The 20132-nt window shown below is 69.1% G+C and carries 18 protein-coding genes; 6 read left to right on the top strand and 12 right to left on the bottom strand.

Annotated elements, in window-relative coordinates; genetic code table 11:
- Window position 1: 1 nt before the first annotated feature.
- Window positions 2-1369: a glutamine synthetase family protein gene (locus A5757_RS19850; protein WP_066837723.1), complete on the bottom strand. Its 1368-nt coding sequence runs from the start codon at window positions 1367-1369 to the stop codon at window positions 2-4.
- Between the two features lie 265 nt (window positions 1370-1634).
- Here A5757_RS19850 and A5757_RS19845 point away from each other — a divergent pair, with 265 nt between their 5' ends.
- Together A5757_RS19845 and ngg are read left to right on the top strand one after the other, a co-directional pair.
- The gene (locus A5757_RS19845) at window positions 1635-3455 is read left to right on the top strand and encodes an N-acetylglutaminylglutamine amidotransferase (protein WP_066837564.1); all 1821 of its coding nucleotides are present in this window, start codon (window positions 1635-1637) and stop codon (window positions 3453-3455) included.
- Window positions 3456-3520: 65 nt separating this feature from the next.
- Window positions 3521-5245 (top strand): N-acetylglutaminylglutamine synthetase, encoded by a 1725-nt coding sequence (gene ngg, locus A5757_RS19840; RefSeq protein ID WP_082929594.1) that lies wholly within the window; start codon window positions 3521-3523, stop codon window positions 5243-5245.
- Here ngg and A5757_RS19835 read toward each other — a convergent pair whose 3' ends face one another.
- From A5757_RS19835 to map, 4 genes are all read right to left on the bottom strand, one after another.
- Window positions 5246-5809, bottom strand: coding sequence for an alpha/beta fold hydrolase (locus A5757_RS19835; RefSeq protein ID WP_066837561.1), 564 nt, complete (start codon window positions 5807-5809; stop codon window positions 5246-5248). It abuts the gene before it with no gap.
- Window positions 5810-5868: 59 nt separating this feature from the next.
- On the bottom strand, window positions 5869-6531 hold the full coding sequence (locus A5757_RS19830; protein WP_066837558.1) for a hypothetical protein: 663 nt from the start codon (window positions 6529-6531) through the stop codon (window positions 5869-5871).
- Entirely contained in the window at window positions 6528-8027 is a 1500-nt protein-coding gene (locus A5757_RS19825) for a cobyric acid synthase (protein ID WP_066837555.1), read from the bottom strand. Before A5757_RS19825 ends, A5757_RS19830 begins: the two co-directional genes overlap by 4 nt.
- Window positions 8028-8097: 70 nt before the next feature.
- Window positions 8098-8955, bottom strand: a complete 858-nt coding sequence (gene map / locus A5757_RS19820) for a type I methionyl aminopeptidase (RefSeq protein ID WP_066837552.1) — start codon at window positions 8953-8955, stop codon at window positions 8098-8100.
- A gap of 145 nt (window positions 8956-9100) precedes the next feature.
- Between map and A5757_RS19815 the strand changes: the two genes are divergently transcribed.
- Window positions 9101-9448, top strand: coding sequence for a PaaI family thioesterase (locus A5757_RS19815; RefSeq protein ID WP_066837718.1), 348 nt, complete (start codon window positions 9101-9103; stop codon window positions 9446-9448).
- 2 nt (window positions 9449-9450) lie between these two features.
- On the opposite strand, the gene A5757_RS19810 is transcribed toward A5757_RS19815, so the two are convergent.
- Both A5757_RS19810 and A5757_RS19805 read right to left on the bottom strand, forming a co-directional pair.
- Window positions 9451-10056: a DUF1707 domain-containing protein gene (locus A5757_RS19810; RefSeq protein WP_066837549.1), complete on the bottom strand. Its 606-nt coding sequence runs from the start codon at window positions 10054-10056 to the stop codon at window positions 9451-9453.
- Between the two features lie 28 nt (window positions 10057-10084).
- Window positions 10085-11905, bottom strand: a complete 1821-nt coding sequence (locus A5757_RS19805) for a penicillin-binding transpeptidase domain-containing protein (protein WP_066837546.1) — start codon at window positions 11903-11905, stop codon at window positions 10085-10087.
- 163 nt (window positions 11906-12068) lie between these two features.
- Here A5757_RS19805 and A5757_RS19800 point away from each other — a divergent pair, with 163 nt between their 5' ends.
- Complete coding sequence (locus tag A5757_RS19800) at window positions 12069-13361, top strand: neutral zinc metallopeptidase (protein ID WP_066837543.1); 1293 nt, start codon at window positions 12069-12071, stop codon at window positions 13359-13361.
- Here A5757_RS19800 and A5757_RS19795 read toward each other — a convergent pair.
- Genes A5757_RS19795 through dxr form a run of 5 tightly spaced genes read right to left on the bottom strand, consistent with a single transcriptional unit; the run spans window position 13349 to window position 18594 of the window.
- Entirely contained in the window at window positions 13349-14050 is a 702-nt protein-coding gene (locus tag A5757_RS19795) for a GNAT family N-acetyltransferase (protein ID WP_066837539.1), read from the bottom strand. The genes A5757_RS19800 and A5757_RS19795 overlap by 13 nt on opposite strands.
- 37 nt (window positions 14051-14087) lie before the next feature.
- Entirely contained in the window at window positions 14088-14942 is an 855-nt protein-coding gene (locus tag A5757_RS19790) for a GNAT family N-acetyltransferase (protein ID WP_066837537.1), read from the bottom strand.
- Between the two features lie 55 nt (window positions 14943-14997).
- Window positions 14998-16179 carry a flavodoxin-dependent (E)-4-hydroxy-3-methylbut-2-enyl-diphosphate synthase gene (gene ispG / locus A5757_RS19785; RefSeq protein WP_066837535.1) on the bottom strand — a complete coding sequence of 394 codons (1182 nt, stop codon included), beginning with the start codon at window positions 16177-16179 and terminating at the stop codon, window positions 14998-15000.
- A gap of 8 nt (window positions 16180-16187) precedes the next feature.
- A complete protein-coding gene (locus tag A5757_RS19780; RefSeq protein WP_066837534.1) occupies window positions 16188-17402 on the bottom strand; it encodes an RIP metalloprotease in 1215 nt (404 codons plus the stop codon).
- Between the two features lie 7 nt (window positions 17403-17409).
- Window positions 17410-18594 carry a 1-deoxy-D-xylulose-5-phosphate reductoisomerase gene (gene dxr / locus A5757_RS19775; protein ID WP_066837532.1) on the bottom strand — a complete coding sequence of 395 codons (1185 nt, stop codon included), beginning with the start codon at window positions 18592-18594 and terminating at the stop codon, window positions 17410-17412.
- Between the two features lie 183 nt (window positions 18595-18777).
- On the opposite strand from dxr, the gene A5757_RS19770 reads away from it, so the two are divergent.
- The gene (locus A5757_RS19770; RefSeq protein WP_066837529.1) at window positions 18778-19458 is read left to right on the top strand and encodes a fasciclin domain-containing protein; all 681 of its coding nucleotides are present in this window, start codon (window positions 18778-18780) and stop codon (window positions 19456-19458) included.
- Between the two features lie 71 nt (window positions 19459-19529).
- Window positions 19530-20126, top strand: a complete 597-nt coding sequence (locus tag A5757_RS19765; RefSeq protein WP_197497400.1) for a fasciclin domain-containing protein — start codon at window positions 19530-19532, stop codon at window positions 20124-20126.
- Window positions 20127-20132: the final 6 nt, after the last annotated feature.

The following is a 20132-nucleotide window of genomic DNA, read 5'->3' as shown; positions in this document are numbered from 1 at the left end:
ATTAGAGTCGCTCGAAGCCACGCACCCGCTCCCAGTCCGTCACCGCCGCGTTGAATGCCTTGACCTCGACGCGCGCGTAGTGCACATAGTGGTCGACGACCTCGTCGCCGAACGCGTCCCGCGCGATCTGGGACTTGTCGAACAGATCGGCCGCCTCGGCCAGCGTCGTCGGCAACCGTTCGGCGCCACTGGTGTACGCATTGCCCTCCAGGGCCTCGGGCAATTCGAGTGAGTTCTCGATCCCGTAGAGGCCGCCGGCGATCAATGCCGACACCGCCAGGAACTGGTTGACGTCGCCCCCGGGCGCGCGGTTCTCCATCCGCATCGCCGGCCCCTTACCCACCACGCGCAACGCGCACGTGCGGTTGTCGAACCCCCAGGCGATCGCCGTCGGGGCGAAGCTGCCGTCGGCGAATCGCTTGTAGGAGTTGATGTTCGGTGCATAGCACAGGCTCAACTCGCGCATCGTGGCGATCTGGCCGGCGATGAAGCTCCGGAACAGCGCCGTCATCCCGTCCTCGGCGTCGGGATCGGCGAACACCGGAGTGCCGTCTTCACCCTGCAGCGAGATGTGGATGTGGCAGCTGTTGCCCTCGCGCTCGTCGAACTTCGCCATGAAGGTCAGGCTCTTACCGTGCTGGTCGGCGATCTCTTTGGCGCCGTTCTTGTAGATGGTGTGGTTGTCGCAGGTGGCGCGCGCATGGTCGTAGCGGAAGCCGATCTCCTGCTGACCGAGGTTGCACTCGCCCTTGACGCCCTCGCAGTACATGCCGGCGCCGTCCATGCCGAGACGGATGTCGCGCAGCAGCGGCTCCATCCGGGTGGAGGCCAGCATCGCGTAGTCGATGTTGTAGTCGGTCGCCGGCGTGAGGCCCTTGTAGCCGGCCGCCCATGCCGCGCGATAGTTGTCGTCGAACACCATGAACTCGAGTTCGGTGGCGGCGTAGGGCACCAGCCCCTTCTCCGACAGCCGGTCGATCTGCCGGTTGAGGATGCTGCGCGGGGCTTGCGTCACCGGCCTGCCGTCCGTCCACGACAGATCCGCCATCACCAGCGCGGTGCCGGGCAGCCACGGCAGCAGGCGCAGCGTGTCGAAGTCGGGCGTCATCACCATGTCGCCGTAGCCGGTCTCCCAGCTCGTCATCGCATAGCCGTCGACGGTGTTGTTCTCCACGTCGACGGTCAGCAGGTAGTTGCAGCACTCCGCGCCGTGGGCGGCTACGTCGTCGACGAACAGCCGGGCGGAGATGCGCTTACCGACGAGCCTGCCCTGCATATCGGTGAACCCGACGATGACGGTGTCGATGTCGCCGTCGGCCACACGTTGCTCGAGGTCGGACTTCGAGAGGATGCCGGGGTTGGTGGTCATCGCAGGACCTTCCTCGTCTGAATGCTGCACGTCTGCCGCAAAGGTCGGACAACCGACCATTGGGCACTTTAGCGCCTCACCCGCGCTTCGCACGCCAACCCGGGGAATGCGGGTTGTGAGCTGCACCATCGACGGGCTTAACCCGCCGTGCCGGGGGTACCCCCGCGGGGTGTTCACCAGGATTCTCAGCCAGACTCCGACCCTGCGGGTGACCCTTCACCCCTCCGCCGCCCGCTCCCGGTCCGTCAGCGGTAGGGTTTGACCGATGTGTGGAGCCACCGGTGAGGTGCGCCTCGACGGCAGAACCCCGGATCTGACGGCAGTCTCGGCAATGGCCGAGGCGTTGACCCCGCGCGGCCCCGACGGTGCGGGTGTCTGGGCGCAGCGGTCCGTGGCCCTGGGCCACCGCCGCCTCAAGATCATCGATCTGTCGGAGGCCGGCGGTCAGCCGATGGTCGACGCCGATCTCGGGTTGTCGATCGCCTGGAACGGCTGCATCTACAACTATCAGGAACTCCGCACGGAGCTGTCCGGGCACGGATACCGCTTCTTCAGCACGAGCGACACCGAGGTGCTGCTCAAGGCCTATCACCACTGGGGCGACCGTTTCGTCGACCGCCTGTACGGCATGTTCGCGTTCGCCATCGTCGAACGCGACAGCGGCCGGGTGCTGCTGGGCCGGGACCGGCTGGGCATCAAACCGCTCTACATCAGCGAGGACGCGCACCGCATCCGGTTCGCCTCGTCGCTGCCGGCACTGGTGGCCGGCGGCGGTGTCGACACCCGGATCGACCCGGTCGCCCTGCACCACTACCTGAGCTTTCACTCGGTGGTGCCACCGCCGCTGACGATCCTGCGCGGCGTCAAGAAGGTGCCGCCGGCGTCGCTGGTCGCGATCGAGCCCGACGGGCACGGCGGCTACCGCACACCGGTGACCACCACGTACTGGACCCCCGATTTCACCCGGCAGGCCGACCGCGCGGACTGGTCGGCGCAGGACTGGGAGGACGCGGTGCTCGCCGCGCTGCGCCGCGCCGTCGAGCGGCGCCTGGTGGCCGACGTGCCGGTCGGGTGCCTGCTGTCCGGCGGCGTCGATTCCAGCTTGATCGTCGGCCTGCTCGCCGAGGCCGGGCAATCCGGGTTGCAGACGTTCTCGATCGGCTTCGAATCGGTCAACGGTGTGGCCGGCGACGAATTCAAGTACTCCGACATCGTCGCGTCGCGGTTCGGAACCGACCACCACCAGATCCGGATCGACACCGCCCGCATGCTCCCCGCGCTCGACGGGGCGATCGGCGCGATGAGCGAACCGATGGTCAGCCACGACTGCGTGGCGTTCTACCTGCTCAGCCAGGAGGTCGCCAAACACGTCAAGGTGGTGCAGTCCGGCCAGGGCGCCGACGAGGTGTTCGCCGGCTACCACTGGTATCCACCGATGGCCGAACCCGGTGCCGCGTCCGTCGACGGGTCGGTGCGCAGCTATCGCGGCGCCTTCTTCGACCGCGGTCCCGACGAGCTCCGTGGGCTGGTCACCCCGCCGTACTTCACCGACGGGGATCCGAGCGGACGGTTCGTCACCGAACACTTCGCGCGCGCAGGCGCCGAGACCGGGGTGGACCGGGCGCTGCGGCTCGACACGATGGTCATGCTCGTCGACGACCCGGTCAAACGGGTCGACAACATGACGATGGCGTGGGGACTCGAGGGCCGGGTGCCGTTCCTCGACCACGAACTGGTCGAGCTGGCCGCCACCTGCCCGCCCGAGTACAAGACCGCACAGGGCGGCAAGGGTGTGCTGAAAGAGGCGGCGCGCCGGGTGATCCCGGCCGAGGTGATCGACCGTCCGAAGGGGTACTTCCCGGTGCCCGCGCTGACACATCTGGAAGGCCCGTATCTGGATCTGGTCCGCGACGCGCTGTTCACGCCGGCGGCCAAGGAGCGCGACCTGTTCCGGCCCGACGCGGTGGAGCGGCTGCTCGCCGACCCCAACGGGAAGCTGACCCCGTTGCGCGGCAACGAGTTGTGGCAGATCGCGCTGCTGGAGCTGTGGCTGCAGCGGCACGGGATCACGGGGCCGGCTGCGTGACCGACACGGACGCGGGCGTGGGCCACGATGATGGGGACCTCGAAGACCACACCGAGGCCATCACGATGGGGCTGCACGGCGCCTCGCCGCAGCACCTCGTGGACGCCATGGCCGACGACGTCGTGCTCGAACTCGGTTGGGGCAGGCTGATCTTCGGCCAGACCTTCGCCGACCCCGAGCGGCTCGCCGAGGTGCTCAAACAGGAGCGCTCAGGCCGCCGCGACATCTGCATCTACGCGCGCGAGTCGCACGTGCTGGTGGCGCGGTCCCCGGCCGAGCTGTTCATCGATCCCAGCCACACCTACCGGTTCCGGTTCCTCGACGATGACATTGCCGGCCGCGATCCCGTCGGCTTCACCGTCCGCCGCCTGCAGGATCCGGCCGACGCCGACGAGATGAACCGCGTGTTCGTGCGGTGCGGCATGGTGCCCGCTCCGAACGACGTCATCTGGGACAACCACACCAATCAGGACGCGGTCATCTATCTGGTCGCGGTCCGCGACGACGACGGCAGCGTGCTCGGCACCGTCACCGGCGTCGACCACACGCTGCTGTTCTCCGACCCCGAGAACGGGTCGAGCCTGTGGACGCTGGCCGTCGATCCGACCGCGAGCCTGCCCGGTGTCGGGGAGGCGCTGACCCGCTCGCTGGCCCGGGTGTTCCTCGAACGCGGCCGGTCCTACATGGATCTGTCGGTGGCCCATGACAACGCGGCGGCGATCGGCCTGTACGAGAAGCTGGGCTTCCAGCGCGTCCCGGTCCTGGCGGTCAAGCGCAAGAACGCGATCAACGAGCCCCTGTTCACCCATCCGCCGGAGACCGTCGACGACCTCAACCCGTATGCACGCATCATCGCCGACGAGGCGATCCGGCGCGGCATCTGGGTCGAGGTTCTCGACGCGGGCGCAGGCGAGATGCGATTGAGCCACGGCGGGCGCAGTGTCATCACCCGGGAGTCGCTGTCGGAGTTCACCTCCGCGGTCGCGATGAGCCGCTGCGACGACAAACGCCAGACCCGGCGCATCGTGTCCGACGCCGGCATCACGGTCCCGAAAGGCCGACTGGCCACCTTCGACGAGAAGGACCACGAGTTCCTCGCCGAGGTGGGCGATGTCGTGGTCAAACCGACCCGCGGCGAGCAGGGCAAGGGCATCACTGTCGGGGTCGACGGACCGGAGGAACTCGACGCCGCACTCGTCCGGGCCCGCGAACAGCACCCCGAGGTGCTCATCGAACAGCGCGCTCCCGGCGACGACCTCCGCCTCGTCGTGATCGACGGCAAGGTGGTGGCAGCCGCGCTGCGGATGCCGGCCGAGATCGTCGGCACCGGCAAGCACACGATCCGCGAACTCATCGAGACCCAGAGCCGGCGACGGGCCGCCGCCACCGGCGGTGAATCGCAGATCCCGATGGACGCCGTCACGGAGGGCACGGTCCGGGAGGCCGGCTGGTCGTTCGACGACGTGCTTCCCGAGGGTGAGCGGCTGCGGGTGCGCCGCACGGCGAACCTGCATCAGGGCGGCACCATTCACGACGTCACCGCCGAGGTGAATCCCGAGCTGTGCCGGGTGGCGGTGGCGGCTGCCGCGGCGATCGGCATCCCGGTCACCGGTATCGATCTGCTGGTGCCCGACGTGACCGCGGAGGAGTACGTCTTCGTCGAGGCGAACGAGCGGCCCGGGCTGGCCAATCACGAACCACAGCCCACCGCAGCGGCTTTCGTCGACTATCTGTTCCCGAATCAGCCCGGTCTGCCGCAGGCGTGGACGCCTGACGAACCGCCCTCCTAGCTACCAGGTGCTGGTGCGCATGACGATCTCGGCCGCCAGCTGCGCGGTCGAATCGGCGGCGTTGCGTCGGCCGAGCAGGTTGACGATCCGGTAGTCACCGTAGACATACTGTTGGCTGGCCGTGGCCACCGCGCGGGCGGCCGCGTTGCTGACCAGTGCCGTGGTGTTCATCTCCACCGCCGGGCAGCGTTCGTCGCGGACGGTGCCGGTCGGATCGGCGACGCGCGGGTGGCCGCGGTCGATCACGACCAGGCCGATGAACCGGTCGAGTCGGGTGGCGGCGAGCTCCCAGGCCAGATCGCCGCCGGTCCGGTCACCGACCAGTAGCCCCCAGCGGACGTCGAGCGAGTCGAGGACGCCGATGACGGCGTTGGCCGTCAGGCGTGGTTCCGGTCCGATGATGATCGTGCGCAGGTTCGCGGTGTGCAGGCGCTGGCACACCCCGTCGTACGCCGAAGACGGATGCTGCGCGGCGGCGAGCAGAACGACGACAGAACCCTTTTCGGGCCCTGCGACGGCAACCGGTACGGAGAACCCTTCGACGGTGACCATCGACGAGAGCATTCGGTCACGCTACAGGCATGCGGTTGTCCCGCGAGCGGATTTCGGCGTCTTCCCCGTGGTCAGAGCGCCTCCATGCGGCCGGCCTGTTTGCCGGTGATGTCCAGGAAGGTTTGCGGCAGCTCGCCTTTCGCGGTGATGCCGGGATCCGGTGTGGGGAAGGCGATCCCGAACACCCCCATGGTGCCGATGTTCTCGAAGCTGAAGTAGACGCTGCTGTCGACGCCGGCGAGCGTGAGCGTCTGCCGGTAAACCAACGCGTCGAGACGTGCGGTGTCCAGGCGAGTGGTGGTCATCGGGATGCGGTCGCCCGACGGATCGAAGAACGTCTCGAAGCGCTCACAGCGCTCGGCGGCCGCCTGCAGCCGATCCAGATCGAGGTTCCACGTCAGCACGGTCATCACGATCCGCGCCCCGTCGAAGGCCACCAGGTATTCGCCTGCGCTACCCGGCCCGCGTTGCGCGGTCTCCTCGATCACCCGGGTCAACGCGTCGGAGCAGCCCGGCGGTGAGGTCGCCATCGGTGGCGGCCCGGCCGGACCGCCGGACGGTTCGGGCTCATCGAAGATCCGGTCGTAGCGGGCGCCGGGCGGGACGTCCGCGGCGGTGAGCAGAACCTTTTCCAGGCGCGCGCCCGGCCAGGTCGCGGTCCCGGACACGGTGGTCGAACAACCAGTCAGCAACGTGACGGCGACGAGCGTGGCCGCGGTCCGCTGCCTGGTCATATCTGCAGGCTACTCATCAGCCCCGTCGTGATGACCGGTCTGCGCACCGGCCCGCCGGTGGCCAGCCCGAGCACCGCGTCGACGTCGAGATGCGCGTCGAGCAGATCGGCCATCACATCGAGCTGTCCGTCGCGCCGCGCGGGGACGTCGACGTCGTCGGCCACCACAAATCCCGTACGGCCCGCAGCCGCGGCGGCCTCGGTCAGCCAGCCCCGGCGCAGGACGTTGTTGTCCATGAGACCGTGCCAGTGGGTGCCGAACACCGCGCCGCGGCGCACCCCGACGCCGACCCAGTCGCCGTCCTCGCAGCGGGTGACCTGCCCATGGTGGATCTCGTAGCCGTGCAGCGGTGTCTCCCAGTGCCGCAACGTCTTCGCGGACGCGAAGGTGATGTCGGCGTCGAGCAGCCCGAGTCCGTCGACCTGTCCGGCCCGCGATTCCACCGCGTCGTCGATGTGGCGGCAGAGCATCTGGAAGCCGCCGCACACGCCCAGCACCGGCCGACCGGCTCGCGCGTGGGCGACGACGGCGTCGGCGAGCCCGCGACCGCGCAGCCACTCCAGATCCGCGACGGTGGCCTTGGTGCCGGGCAGGACCACGACATCGGCGTCTGCCAGTCCCGCCGGGTCGGTCACCCAACGCACCGTGACGCCGGGCTCACACGCCAGCGCCTCGACATCGGTGGAGTTCGAGATGCGCGGCAGCCGCACCGCGGCGACGGTGAGGGCCTCGGCGCCGCGGGGTGCGCCCGGCCGGCCGACGATGCTGCCGGCCTGCACCGACACCGAGTCCTCCGCGTCGAGCCACAGCTCGTCGCTGTAGGGCACCACCCCGTAGGTGGGCCTGCCGGTCAGCTCCCGCAGTTGGTCGAGACCCGGAGCCAGCAGAGCCGGATCCCCGCGGAACTTGTTGACGACGAACCCCGCGATCAGTTCCTGGTCGGCCGGGTCCAAGACCGCGACCGTGCCGTAGAGGTGGGCCAGCACTCCCCCGCGATCGATGTCGCCGACCACGATCACCGGCATCCGCGCGCGCCTCGCGAGCCCCATGTTCGCCAGGTCGGTGACGCGCAGATTGATCTCGGCGGGTGAGCCGGCACCCTCGCAGAGCACGATGTCGAAGTCCTCACGCAGCGCGGCGAGTTCACCGGCCACCACGTCGGCGAGACGATCCCGGTGGGTGATGTAGTCGGCCGCGGCCACCGATCCGGTGACCTGTCCGCGCACCACCAGCTGTGAGGTCCGGTCACTGCCGGGTTTGAGCAACACCGGGTTGAACCGGATGCTGGGCGCCAGGCCGGCGGCGCGGGCCTGCATCGCCTGGGCACGGCCGATCTCGCCGCCCTCGACGGTCACCGCGGAATTGTTCGACATGTTCTGCGCCTTGAACGGCGCCACCCGCACCCCGCGGCGGGCCAGCAGCCGGCACAGCCCGGCCACCACCATCGACTTCCCGGCGTCGGAGGTGGTTCCGGCGACGAGTAGCGCTCCGTTCATCGCGCCGAGCGTGAACGCAGTGCGAGATTCCGAACGCAAATTCGCAGTGATTTCACATTCGCCGGCGGCGTCACGGCAGCGTGAGGATGTCCGCGCCGGTGTCGGTGACCACCAGGGTGTGCTCGAACTGCGCGGTCCACTTGCGGTCCTTGGTGGCCACGGTCCAGCCGTCGTCCCAGATCTCGTAGTCCAGCGTGCCGAGGTTGATCATCGGCTCGATGGTGAACGTCATGCCCGGCTCCAGCACGGTGTCCACCGAGGGCTGATCGTAGTGCAGCACCACCAGGCCGTTGTGGAACGTCGTGCCGATCCCGTGACCGGTGAAGTCGCGAACGACGTTGTAGCCGAAGCGGTTCGCGTACGACTCGATGACCCGGCCGACGACCGAGAGCTGGCGGCCGGGTTTGACGGCCTTGATCGCGCGCATCGTCGCCTCGTGGGTGCGTTCGACGAGCAGCCGGTGCTCCTCGGAGACGTCGCCGGCCAGGAAGGTGGCGTTGGTGTCGCCGTGCACACCGTCGATGTAGGCGGTCACGTCGATGTTGACGATGTCGCCGTCCTCGATGACGGTTGAATCCGGGATCCCGTGACAAATCACCTCGTTCAGCGAGGTGCAGCAGGACTTCGGAAAGCCCTTGTAGCCCAGCGTCGACGGGTAGGCCCCGTGGTCGACCATGTACTCGTGGGCGATGCGATCCAACGCGTCGGTCGTGACGCCGGGCGCGACGGCTTTACCCGCCTCGGCGAGAGCCCTGGCCGCGATCCGGCCGGCCACGCGCATCTTCTCGATCACCTCGGGGGTCTGCACCCAGGGTTCGTTGCCCTCGACGGCGGTGGGCCGCCACGCGTATTCGGGACGCGCGATGGACTTGGGCACCGGCAGTGTCGGGGAGAGCTCGCCGGGGCGCAGTGCAGTACGAAGGGTCACCCGACCAGGGTAATGGTCGATCGGCGGGCAGCGATTCCATCGCGGTGTGCGCCCGGCCCGTCACGAGAGTCACCCTCTCACTTTTCAAGAATGGTGTTACCGTTCGGCGGTGATCGAACCTGAACACCTGCTGCACCGGTACGGAATGCGCGACGTCGTCGACAGCGACGAGCAGCTGGTCATCGAGATGGACAACCGCCCGGATCTGACCAACGTCCGCGGTGCGCTACAGGGCGGACTGGTCGCGACCCTGATCGACATCGCGGGAGGTCGGCTGGCCGGGCGGCACATCACCGCGGACCAGGACGTCACCACCGCCGATATGACCGTGCACTTCCTCGCGCCGGTCGTCGTGGGTCCCGCCCGCGCGGAGGCGACGATCGTCCGGGCCGGCCGCAGGCTGATCGTCACCGCCGTCGATGTGCACGACGTCGGCCGGGACCGGTTGGCGGCCAGGGCGACGCTGAGCTTCGCGGTGCTCGACCGCCGCTAGGCTCAGCCGCGCTCGCCGAGGACGCGCGGCCGGCGCAGCCACCCCGTCTGCGGACCCCGCACGTCGACCGACCCCCACACCACCTTGCCGGTGAGCACCACGTGCGGCCGACCCTCGCCCGGTGCGTCCCTGCGGTGGTCGGTCGCACTGCCCACTACCACCTCGACGTCGTCGATCGAGGCGCTGGCGCCATCGGGCAGGCGGAGGTTGAGCCCGCCGAACTTCAGATCGAGTTCGATCACCACGATCGGTCCGGCGAACCGCGCCCGGGTCAGATCGAGGTCGATCGAGCCCATCCGGCGGTGCAGCGCCAGTCGCGTGGGCACCGTCCACTCCCCCTGCCGTTTGAGCGAGCCGAGCACCCCGCGCAGCTCGACGCGGTCGGTCGCCGAGGTGACGATCGCACCGGGCCCGGGCAGATCCTCGACCAGCGCGTCGAGATCCTCGCGCAGCCGCGCCTGCGACACCCGCGCCGACCGCTCCTCGAATTCCTCGATGTCGATCAGACCCAGTGCCACCGCGTTGTGCAGGCGGCGCAGCGTGCCGTTGCGGTCCGCGTCGGAGACGCGCATCGGCATCAGCTCACCGTTGTCGGCCGGGTTGGTCATAACCCCTCCAGGCTACCGACGACCCCGCTCAGGCCAGATAGCCGTCGGGCAGTCCGTCGAGCATCCCCTTGAGCATCCGCACCGCGTACTCCGAGCTGCCGCCGCCCACGATGAGCGCCGCGAAGGCCAGGTCACCGCGGTAACCGGCGAACCACGAGTGCGAACCACCGGCGAACTCCGCCTCACCGGTCTTGCCGCGGACATCACCCGCGCCCGCGAGATCGTCGGCCGTGCCGTTGGTCACCACCAGCCGCATCATCGGCCGCAGACCTTCGATCACCTCGGGCGGGACCGGTGTGCGCTCACCGGTCACGACGGTTTCCCGGCCCTGGATCAGCTGCGGCACCGGCGTGTGGCCGGCCGCGACGGTCGCCGCCACCAGCGCCATTCCGAAGGGGCTCGCCAGCACCTTGCCCTGCCCGAAGCCGTCCTCGGTGCGTTCGGCCAGGTTCACCGTCGGGGGCACGGTGCCGGTCACCGTGGTGATGCCCTCCACCTGGTAATCGGGGCCGAGGCCATACTGCGCGGCCGCGGTGGTCAGCCCGCGCGGCGGCATCCGGCTGGCCAGTTCGGCGAACGTGGTGTTGCACGAACTGGCGAAGGCGCGCGACATCGGGACGGTCCCGAGGTCGAAGCCGCCGTAGTTGGGCACGGTGCGATGACCGATATCCAGACGGCCCGGGCAGCCCAAAAGCGTGTTCGGCGTTGCCATATCGCGTTCCATCGCCGCACCCGCCGTGACGATCTTGAACGTCGAGCCGGGCGGGTAGAGGCCCATCGTGGCCAGCGGACCCTCGCGGTCGGCGGCCGGATTCTGCGCAACGGCGAGGATTTCGCCGGTGGAGGGTTGGATCGCGACGATCATCGCCTGCTTGTCGGTGAAGTTCACGGAGTTCTGCGCGGCGTTCTGCACCTGGCGGTCCAGGCTGATGGTGATCGACGGCGCCGGGTCACCGGCCACCTCGGTGAGGACGTCGACATCCACACCGTTCTGGTTGACCGTCACGACCCGCCAGCCGGCGCGGCCGTCGAGTTCGTCAGCGACCGCCTGCTTGACCTGGTTGATGATCGCCGGGGCGAAACGGTCGTCGGTGGGCTGCATCGCCGGCTGCGGGGTGATGACGACGCCCGGGCGCTGCTGCAGCGCGGCGGCCACCCGGTCGTGGTCGGCCTGGCGCAGGATGACCAGGCTCAGTGGTCCGGTTGACGAGCTGGCCTGTTCGGCCAGCCGTTGGGCGTCCAGGTCGGGATCGAAGGGACGCAACGCATCGGCGACGGCGCGGGCGGTGGCCATCAGCTCGGTGCCCGCGGCTTTCGCGTCGAGCTGGAAGTGGTAGACGAAGCCGGGGATGAGCACGTTGGTGCCGCCGCGCTCGTTGACCGACGCCCGCGGCGGCGGGTCCGCGCGCAGCGCGAATTTCTGGTTCTCCCCCAGTCTCGGATGCAGATTAGTTGCGCCCCAACGCACTTCCCAGCCACCCTCGTCGCGGACCATGTTCAGCTGTCCGTCGTAGGTCCACCGTCGGTCTTTCGGCAGGTGCCAGGTGTAGCGGTAGGTGATGCTGCCGGTGTCCTCGGTGTACTTCGAGCCGACGACCTGGGCGTCGAGATGGGTGGCCTGCAGACCCGCCCACGCCTCGTTGAGCGCGGCGCGCGCCGCTTCAGGCCGGTCGGCCAGTTCGGCGGCCGCTTCGGTGTCACCGGTCGACAGTGCGGCGAAGAACGCCTCGGCGGCGGGCTCGGGCCCATTCGGTTTCGGGGTGCAGCCGACCAGAGCGAGGCTGCCGATGACGGTGACCACCGTGAGCAATCCGGTGATCCGTGTTGCTGATGTGATTCGAGTTGCCATTGAGGCCGATGTTAGAGATGTGACTCTACTTCTCGCCGGAGGCGCACCGAGACGTATCCGTTATCAACACGCGGGTGTCCGGACGGGATGAAACGTGCGAACCCGACGGTCACGGCTTACGGTCCCACCATGATCAACCAGGATCGCTCCGATCGCCGCCACGATGTTGCTCACCTTGACGGCATGCGGCAGCGATGACGAGACGGCGGCGGCCGGACCGAACTCCACCGTCACCCCCGTCGCCTCGCTGGCCGCCGCGGCGGTCGACGATCTGCAGGCCTACTGGTCCGAGCAGTTTCCCGCGCTCTACGGCAGCGAATACGTACCGCTGAAGGGCGGCGTGTACGCGCTCACCGCCTCCTCCACGAAGTGGCCCGAGTGCGCGACCGAGTACGCCGACGTGGAGGGCAATGCGTTCTTCTGCCAGCTGGACGACTCGGTGTCCTGGGATGCCGAGGGGCTGCTGCCGGAACTGCAGGCGAACTTCGGCGACTTCGTGATCCCGGTGGTGCTCGCGCACGAGTGGGGTCACGCCGTGCAGCACCGGTCGGGGTTCTTCGACGAGAACGCCTTGACCGTCTCCTCGGAACTCCAAGCCGACTGCTTCGCCGGCGCCTGGTCCAGACACGCCCGCGACAGCGGCCTCTTCCAGGTCAGCGACGATCAACTCGACGATGCGCTGGCCGGTGTGCTCGACCTGCGGGACGCCCCCGGCACCAGCGCCGAGGATCCGTCCGCACACGGCAGCGGGTTCGACCGGGTCGCCGCCTTCCAGGACGGCTACGACAACGCCGCCGGCCGCTGCAAGGAGTACCGCGACGGTGAGCCGACGGTGCTGGAACTGCCGTTCGAGGATGCCGAGGAGGCCGCCAGCGAAGGCAACGCGCCGTACGACTCCATCGTCAACGGCGTGCCGTATGACCTCGAGGACTACTGGACGCACGTGTATCCGGAGATCACCGGCGGTAAGCCGTGGGTACCCCTGCGCGGTCTGGAGCCCTTCGATCCCGCCAACCCGCCGATGTGTGACGGTGAGGCGGACGACGATTACACGCTGTTCTATTGCGTGCCGGACGATTTCGTCGCCTGGGACAACGTCGAGGACATGCCGGAGGTGTACCGCGAGGGCGGCGACTGGGCCGTCGGGACGCTGCTGGCCACGCAGTACGGTCTCGCGGCGCTGACCCGGATGGGCGATCAGTCCGACGACAGGACGTCGACGCTGAGGTCGGATTGTCTGGCCGGCTCCTACACCGCGAGCGTCATGCTGTTCAACCGTGCGGACACCAGCTCGTTCCGCATCTCCCCCGGCGATCTCGACGAAGGGATCACCGCCCTGCTCGTGTTCCGCGGCGACGGGGATGTCGAGCGCCAGGGCCACGGCTTCAGCCGGGTACGCGCGTACCGCGAAGGGGTGCTCAACGGCGCCGAGGGGTGTCTGACCTACCAACCGTGACCGGCGGTCACGCCCCCGGCCGCAGGCGCGCGCACCACCAGCGGCACCGCCGGGAAGTAGGCGGCCATCTCCGAGCGCGAAGCGCGCAACGCCGCGGTGCCGTAACCGCGCTTGCGGTGTTCGGGGTGGATCCAGATCCGCACGTTGACCTCACCGTCGGCCAGTTCGCCGAAGACCATGCCGATCTTGCGGCTCCCGACACTGGCGACCAGCCACACGGCCTCCTCGGCCTCCACCCGCGCGACCGCCGCGGCGATCTCGTCGTCGAGCGCCCCCGCGGGTGCGCCGGACCCGTCGCCGGCGGCGCCGACGTCGCCGGTGCGGGCCGCGAAGACGTCGCGGTCCTCGGTGGCGGAGAACGGTCTCAGCGCCACGCGCTCCGTCGGGCGCGGCTGCACCTCGCCCATGGTGAAGTCCAGCTGGTTGTTCAGATCCTCGAGCTCGGTGGCGATCCGGCGGCGCCCGACCTTGGTGAGCCGGTCGAACGACAGCCGCAGGACGGCCTCCCCGCCGACGGCGGAGGTGCCGAGGAGTACGGCGATGTTCTCGATCGCGGCGTCGTAGTCGTCGGACGCCACGATCACGTCGAGCACTTCGTGTCGGCGTTCGAGCGCCCGCATCAGAGCGTCGGCGATCTCGCGCCGGACCACCCGGCGGTCGGTGTCATCGTCAACGACGGGATCGGTCATGAGCGCCTAGCGTAGACCCCGCGTCCGGCGGTGCCGGTCAGTCGAGCAACACCGTCGCGAAGGTGCCGACCTGTTCGAAGCCGATGCGCGCGTAGGTCGCCCGGGCCACCGAGTTGTAGCTGTTGACGTAGAGACTGGCGATGCGTCCGCCGCGCACCACGGCGCCGGCCAGCGCAGCGGTCCCCCCGGTGCCCAGTCCGTGGCCGCGCCGATCGGGATGCACCCAGACCCCCTGGATCTGGCCGACGGCGGGCGACTGGGACCCGACCTCGGCTTTGAACACCACCTCGCCGCGTTCGAACCGCGCCCAGGCCCGGCCCGCGGCGATCAGGCTGGCCACCCGGCGCCGATAGCCCCGACCGCCGTCGCCGATCCGGGGGTCGATGCCCACCTCACCGATGAACATGTCGATGGCCGCCACCAGATAGGCGTCGAGCTCCTCCATCCGAACCCGGCGCACCGCGGGGTCGATGTGGTTGTGCGGCACCGTGTTCAGCGCCAGCAGCGGTTGATCGTCACGAACGTCGCGGGCAGGTCCCCAGACCGGTTCGAGGCGACACCACATGGGCATCACCATCTCGGCGTGACCGACCAGCGACGAGCAGCGCCGCGCGGTGCTCATCGCCTTCTCGGCGAAGACGCGCATATCGGTCGGCGCACCCCGCAGCGGAATGAGGTTGGCGCCGGCGTAGCAGAGCGACTCGGCGGCGTGCCGCCGCGTCCAGAGCTCACCGCCGATGGCGCCGGGTTCCACCCCGTGATCGGCGACCCGGGAGGCCACCATGCAGGATCCGACGGGATCGCCGTCGAGGACGTGCCGCACCGCGGCGACATCACGCACCACGGAGACCTGTCGGTCGTCGGCGAGGCGGGAGAGCGGCGGAGCCGACATCGGTCACTGCTTTCTGGAGGAGCCGAGGCGGTGAGGCCGATCACCGCGTCGGGTCCTAGCTTACGGTCACAATCGGCGAACCGGTGGTACTTGGCTCGCCGTCGGCGCGCGCCGAACCCATCTCGTCGGCGATGCGCAACGCCTCCTCGATCAGCGTCTCCACGATCTGCGCCTCCGGCACGGTCTTGATGACTTCACCGCGGACGAAGATCTGGCCCTTGCCGTTGCCCGAGGCGACGCCGAGATCGGCCTCGCGCGCCTCGCCGGGTCCGTTGACCACGCAGCCCATCACCGCCACGCGCAGCGGGACATCCATCCCCTCGAGGCCGGCGGTGACCTCGTTGGCGAGGGTGTACACGTCGACCTGCGCGCGGCCGCACGACGGACACGACACGATCTCCAGGCCGCGCGGACGCAGGTTGAGCGATTCCAGGATCTGGTTGCCGACCTTGACCTCTTCGGCGGGCGGTGCGGACAGCGAAACGCGGATGGTGTCGCCGATGCCCTTGGACAGCAGGGCGCCGAACGCGACGGCGGACTTGATGGTGCCCTGGAACGCCGGCCCGGCCTCGGTGACCCCGAGGTGCAGCGGGTAGTCGCACTGCGCGGCCAGCAATTCATAGGCCGCGACCATGATCACCGGGTCGTTGTGCTTGACGCTGATCTTGATATCGCCGAAGCCGTGCTCCTCGAACAGCGAGGCCTCCCACAGCGCCGACTCCACCAGCGCCTCGGGGGTGGCTTTGCCGTACTTCTGCATGATGCGCTTGTCCAGCGATCCGGCGTTGACGCCGATCCGGATCGGGATGCCCGCGTCACCGGCGGCCTTGGCGACCTCCTTGACGCGGCCGTCGAACTCCTTGATGTTGCCGGGGTTCACGCGGACCGCGGCACACCCGGCGTCGATGGCCGCGAAGATGTACTTCGGCTGGAAGTGGATGTCGGCGATCACCGGGATCTTCGACTTCTTCGCGATCACCGGCAGCGCGTCGGCGTCCTCCTGCCGGGGGCAGGCGACGCGCACGATGTCGCAGCCTGACGCGGTGAGCTCGGCGATCTGCTGCAGGGTCGAGTTGATGTCGTGGGTCTTGGTCGTGCACATCGACTGCACCGCGATCGGGTGATCGCTGCCGACGCCGACGTCACGCACCATCAGCTGGCGGGTCTTGCGCCGCGGCGCCAACGTGGGCGGGGGCGGCACCGGCAGACCAAGCCCGATGACAGGGCCGGAACTCATGGGTTCTCCTATTGGAAGATGCTGATCGGGTTGACCAGATCGGCTGTCACGGTCAACAGCATGTATCCGGCCACCACGAACAAGACTACGTATGTCGCCGGCATCAGCTTGAGATAGTTCACCGGCGCCGCGGCCACCTTGCCGCGCGCCGACCGGATCATGTCGCGGATCTTCTCGTAGACGGCGATCGCGATGTGGCCGCCGTCGAAGGGCAGCAGCGGAATGAGGTTGACCGCCCCGAGCACGAAGTTCAGCTGGGCGAGGAAGAACCAGAACGCCACCCACAGCCCGGCGTCGACGGTCTCGCCGCCGATGATCGAGGCGCCCACCACCGAGATGGGAGTTTCGGGGTCACGTTCCCCGCCGCCGATGGCGTCGACGAGCGCACCGATCTTGGTGGGGATCTTCGCCAGCGCCTTACCGAGTTCGACGGCCAGGTCACCGGTGAACGCGAACGTGCCGGGCACCGCGGTCAGCGCGTTGTACTGGGTCGGCCCGAACGAGGCGGCGCTGATGCCGATGGCGCCGACGGTCGAGAGCTGACCCTCCTCACCGGTCAGGCGCTGGGTCTGTTCGACGTCGACGATCTTGGTCAGTTCCTGCCCATCGCGTTCGACGACCACCGGGGTGGGGCCGGATGAGCCCTGCAGGGCCACGCGCGCCTCGTCGAAGTTGGCGACCGGGGTGTCACCGACCTTGACCAGCACGTCACCGGATTGGATACCGGCCGCCGCGGCCGGACCCGGGCCGGTGCAGTCGGCCACTTCGTCCGCGCTGATCTGGTCGGCCACGCATCCGGTCTGGCCGACGACGGCCGACGTGGGTGGGTTGAGGTTCGGCAGGCCCCAGATGACCGCGATGGCGTAGATCAGGACCAGGCCGATCACGAAGTTCATACCCGGCCCCGCGAACAGCACCGCGACCCGCTTCCAGACCTTCTGCCGGAACATCGCGTACGGACGGTCCTCGGGTGGGAGCTCCTCGACCGAGGTCATCCCGGCGATGTCGCAGAAGCCGCCGAGCGGAATGGCCTTGATGCCGTACTCGGTGCTGCCCAGCCGATTGGGCCGCCGCGTGGACCACACCGTCGGTCCGAAGCCGACGAAGTAGCGCCGCACCTTCATCCCGGTCGCGCGCGCCACCCACATATGCCCGCACTCGTGCAGCGCCACCGACACCAGGATCGCAAGCGCGAAGGCGACGACGCCCAGAGCAAACATCATCCGGCGATCATCCTTTTACTCGAACTTTTTCGACGCCGGCCCGCTCGACGGCAGACCGCGCCCGCTCGCGCGCCCAACGCTGGGCCTCGAGCACCTCCTCCACGGTAACCGGTTCGGCTTTCCACTCGTCGGCGCCGCGCAGCACCTCGGCGACGGTGTCGACGATCGCGGGGAACCTGATCCGGCCGTCGAGGAACGCCTCGGCCGCCTCCTCGTTGGCGGCGTTGTACACCGCGGTCAGGCAGCCACCCGCTTCGCCCGCGGCTCGGGCCAGCCGGACGGCGGGGAACACGTCGTCGTCGAGCGGGAGAAACTCCCAGGTCGACGCGGTGGAGAAGTCGCACGCCGACGCTGCTCCGGCGACCCGGTCCGGCCAGCCCAGCGCCAGGGCGATCGGCAGCTTCATATCCGGCGGGCTGGCCTGCGCGAGCGTGGACCCGTCGGTGAAGGTGGCCATCGAGTGCACGATCGACTGCGGATGCACGACCACCTGGATGCGGTCGTACGGGATGCCGAACAGCAGATGGGTCTCGATGAGTTCGAGACCCTTGTTGACCAGGGTCGCCGAGTTCAGCGTGTTCATCGGCCCCATCGACCAGGTCGGGTGCTTACCCGCCTGTTCGGGGGTGACGGTCTGCAGGTCCTCGGCGGACCAGCCGCGGAACGGGCCACCCGACGCGGTCAGGACGAGCTCGGCCACCTCGTCGGCGGTGCCCCCGCGCAGGCACTGCGCCATCGCCGAGTGTTCGGAGTCCACCGGCACGATCTGCCCGGGGGCGGCGGCCCGGAGCACCAGCGGCCCGCCGGCGACCAGCGACTCCTTGTTCGCCAGCGCCAGCCGGGCACCCGTCGCGAGGGCGGCGAGGGTGGGTTCCAGACCGAGCGCGCCGACCAGGGCGTTGAGTACGACGTCGGCCGGGGTGTTCTCCACCAGCCGGGTCACCGCATCGGGTCCGGTGTAGGTGACGTCGCCGATCTGTTCGGCCGCCCCCTCATTGGTGACGGCGACGGCGGCGGCCCCGGTCTCGGCCCGCTGGCGGGCGAGCAGCTCGGGGTTGCCCCCGCCCGCGGCGAGGCCGACGACCTCGAAGCGCTCGGGGTTGGCCGCGATCACCTCGAGTGCCTGGGTGCCGATGGACCCGGTGCTGCCCAGGATGAGCACTCGGACCCGCTGCCCGCTCTGCCGATTCACGCCTTCATTGTGCCGCCCCGCGCCGTCTGGGCCCGCATTCGCGGGGCCCGGTTGGCGGCGAGGCCAATCGTGACGCGTCTGTGACGTGAGCGCTTCGGGCCCATCCGTCGGGCGGTCTGTGCGGAATCACCCGTGTCAGGACAGGACGGGCACCCGGCCCGCCCGACGAAGGGATAGCAGTCGATGAAGACAGTTCACCGGAAGTCCGTCGCGATGGCAGGACTTGCCGCCATGGCCGTATTCGGCGCCGCAGCGTGCTCGAGCGAGGAGGCCTCGAGCAACGCCTCCTCCGCGACGAGCGCCGCGTCCTCGGCGGTGGAGTCCGCGACGAGCAGTATGTCCAGCCCCGCACCGGCCGCGGATCCCGCCGCCAATCTGATCGGAAGCGGATGCGCCGCCTACGCCGAGCAGGTTCCGTCCGGCCCCGGCTCCGTCGCCGGGATGGCCGCCGACCCGGTGACCGTCGCCGCGTCGAACAATCCCCAACTCAGCACGCTGAGCCAGGCGCTGTCGGGGCAGCTCAATCCGGGCGTGAATCTGGTCGACACCCTCAACGGCGGTGAGTTCACCGTCTTCGCGCCCACCAACGACGCGTTCGCCAAGATCGACCCGGCCACGCTGGAGACCCTCAAGACCGATTCCGAACTGCTGACCAGCATCTTGACCTACCACGTGGTCCCAGGTCAGGCGGCGCCCGACGCGGTGGCCGGCGAGCACGACACCGTCCAGGGCGCAGCGGTCAACGTCACCGGCGCCGGGAACGACCTGAAGGTCAACGACGCCGGCCTCGTGTGCGGCGGGGTCAAGACGGCCAACGCCACCGTGTACATGATCGACACGGTGCTCATGCCCCCGGCCAACTGAACCGTTTCGTAACCGCCTGTCTCGCAACCCAACTCGCGGTCCGATGGACCGCACCACGAAAGGAATCACCCATGATGACTGTCAACTCCCGGCGGTTGGCCGGTGCGGGTTTCGCCGCGGTGGCCGCTCTCGGTCTCACGCTCGGCACGGCCGGGACGGCTGCCGCCGCACCCGTCGGCCCGGGCTGCGCCGGCTACGTCGCCCAGGTGCCGGACGGCCCCGGCTCGGTGCAGGGGATGTCGATGTCGCCGGTCGCCGAGGCCGCTTCGAACAACCCGATGCTGACCACCCTGACCAAGGCGGTCTCCGGTCAGCTCAATCCGAACGTCAACCTGGTCGACACGCTCAACGGTGGTGAATTCACCGTCTTCGCCCCGACCGATGACGCGTTCGCCAAGATCGACCCGGCCACGATCGAGACGCTCAAGACCGACTCGGCCCTGCTGACCAGCATCCTGACCTACCACGTGGTTCCGGGTCAGGCCGATCCGGCTCAGGTGGTCGGCACCCACAAGACGGTGCAGGGCGCCGATGTCACAGTGACCGGCACGCCCGAGCATCTGATGGTCAACGACGCGTCGGTGGTCTGCGGCGGCGTCCAGACCGCCAATGCCACGGTGTATCTCATCGACACCGTGCTGATGCCGCCCGCGGCCCCGGCGCAGTAGTCCGGC

The organism is Mycobacterium sp. 852013-51886_SCH5428379 (assembly GCF_001665575.1).
Taxonomy (GTDB): Bacteria; Actinomycetota; Actinomycetes; order Mycobacteriales; family Mycobacteriaceae; genus Mycobacterium.
The sequence above is the reverse complement of the archived record's forward strand: the minus strand, read 5'-3'. Positions and strand labels throughout refer to the sequence as shown.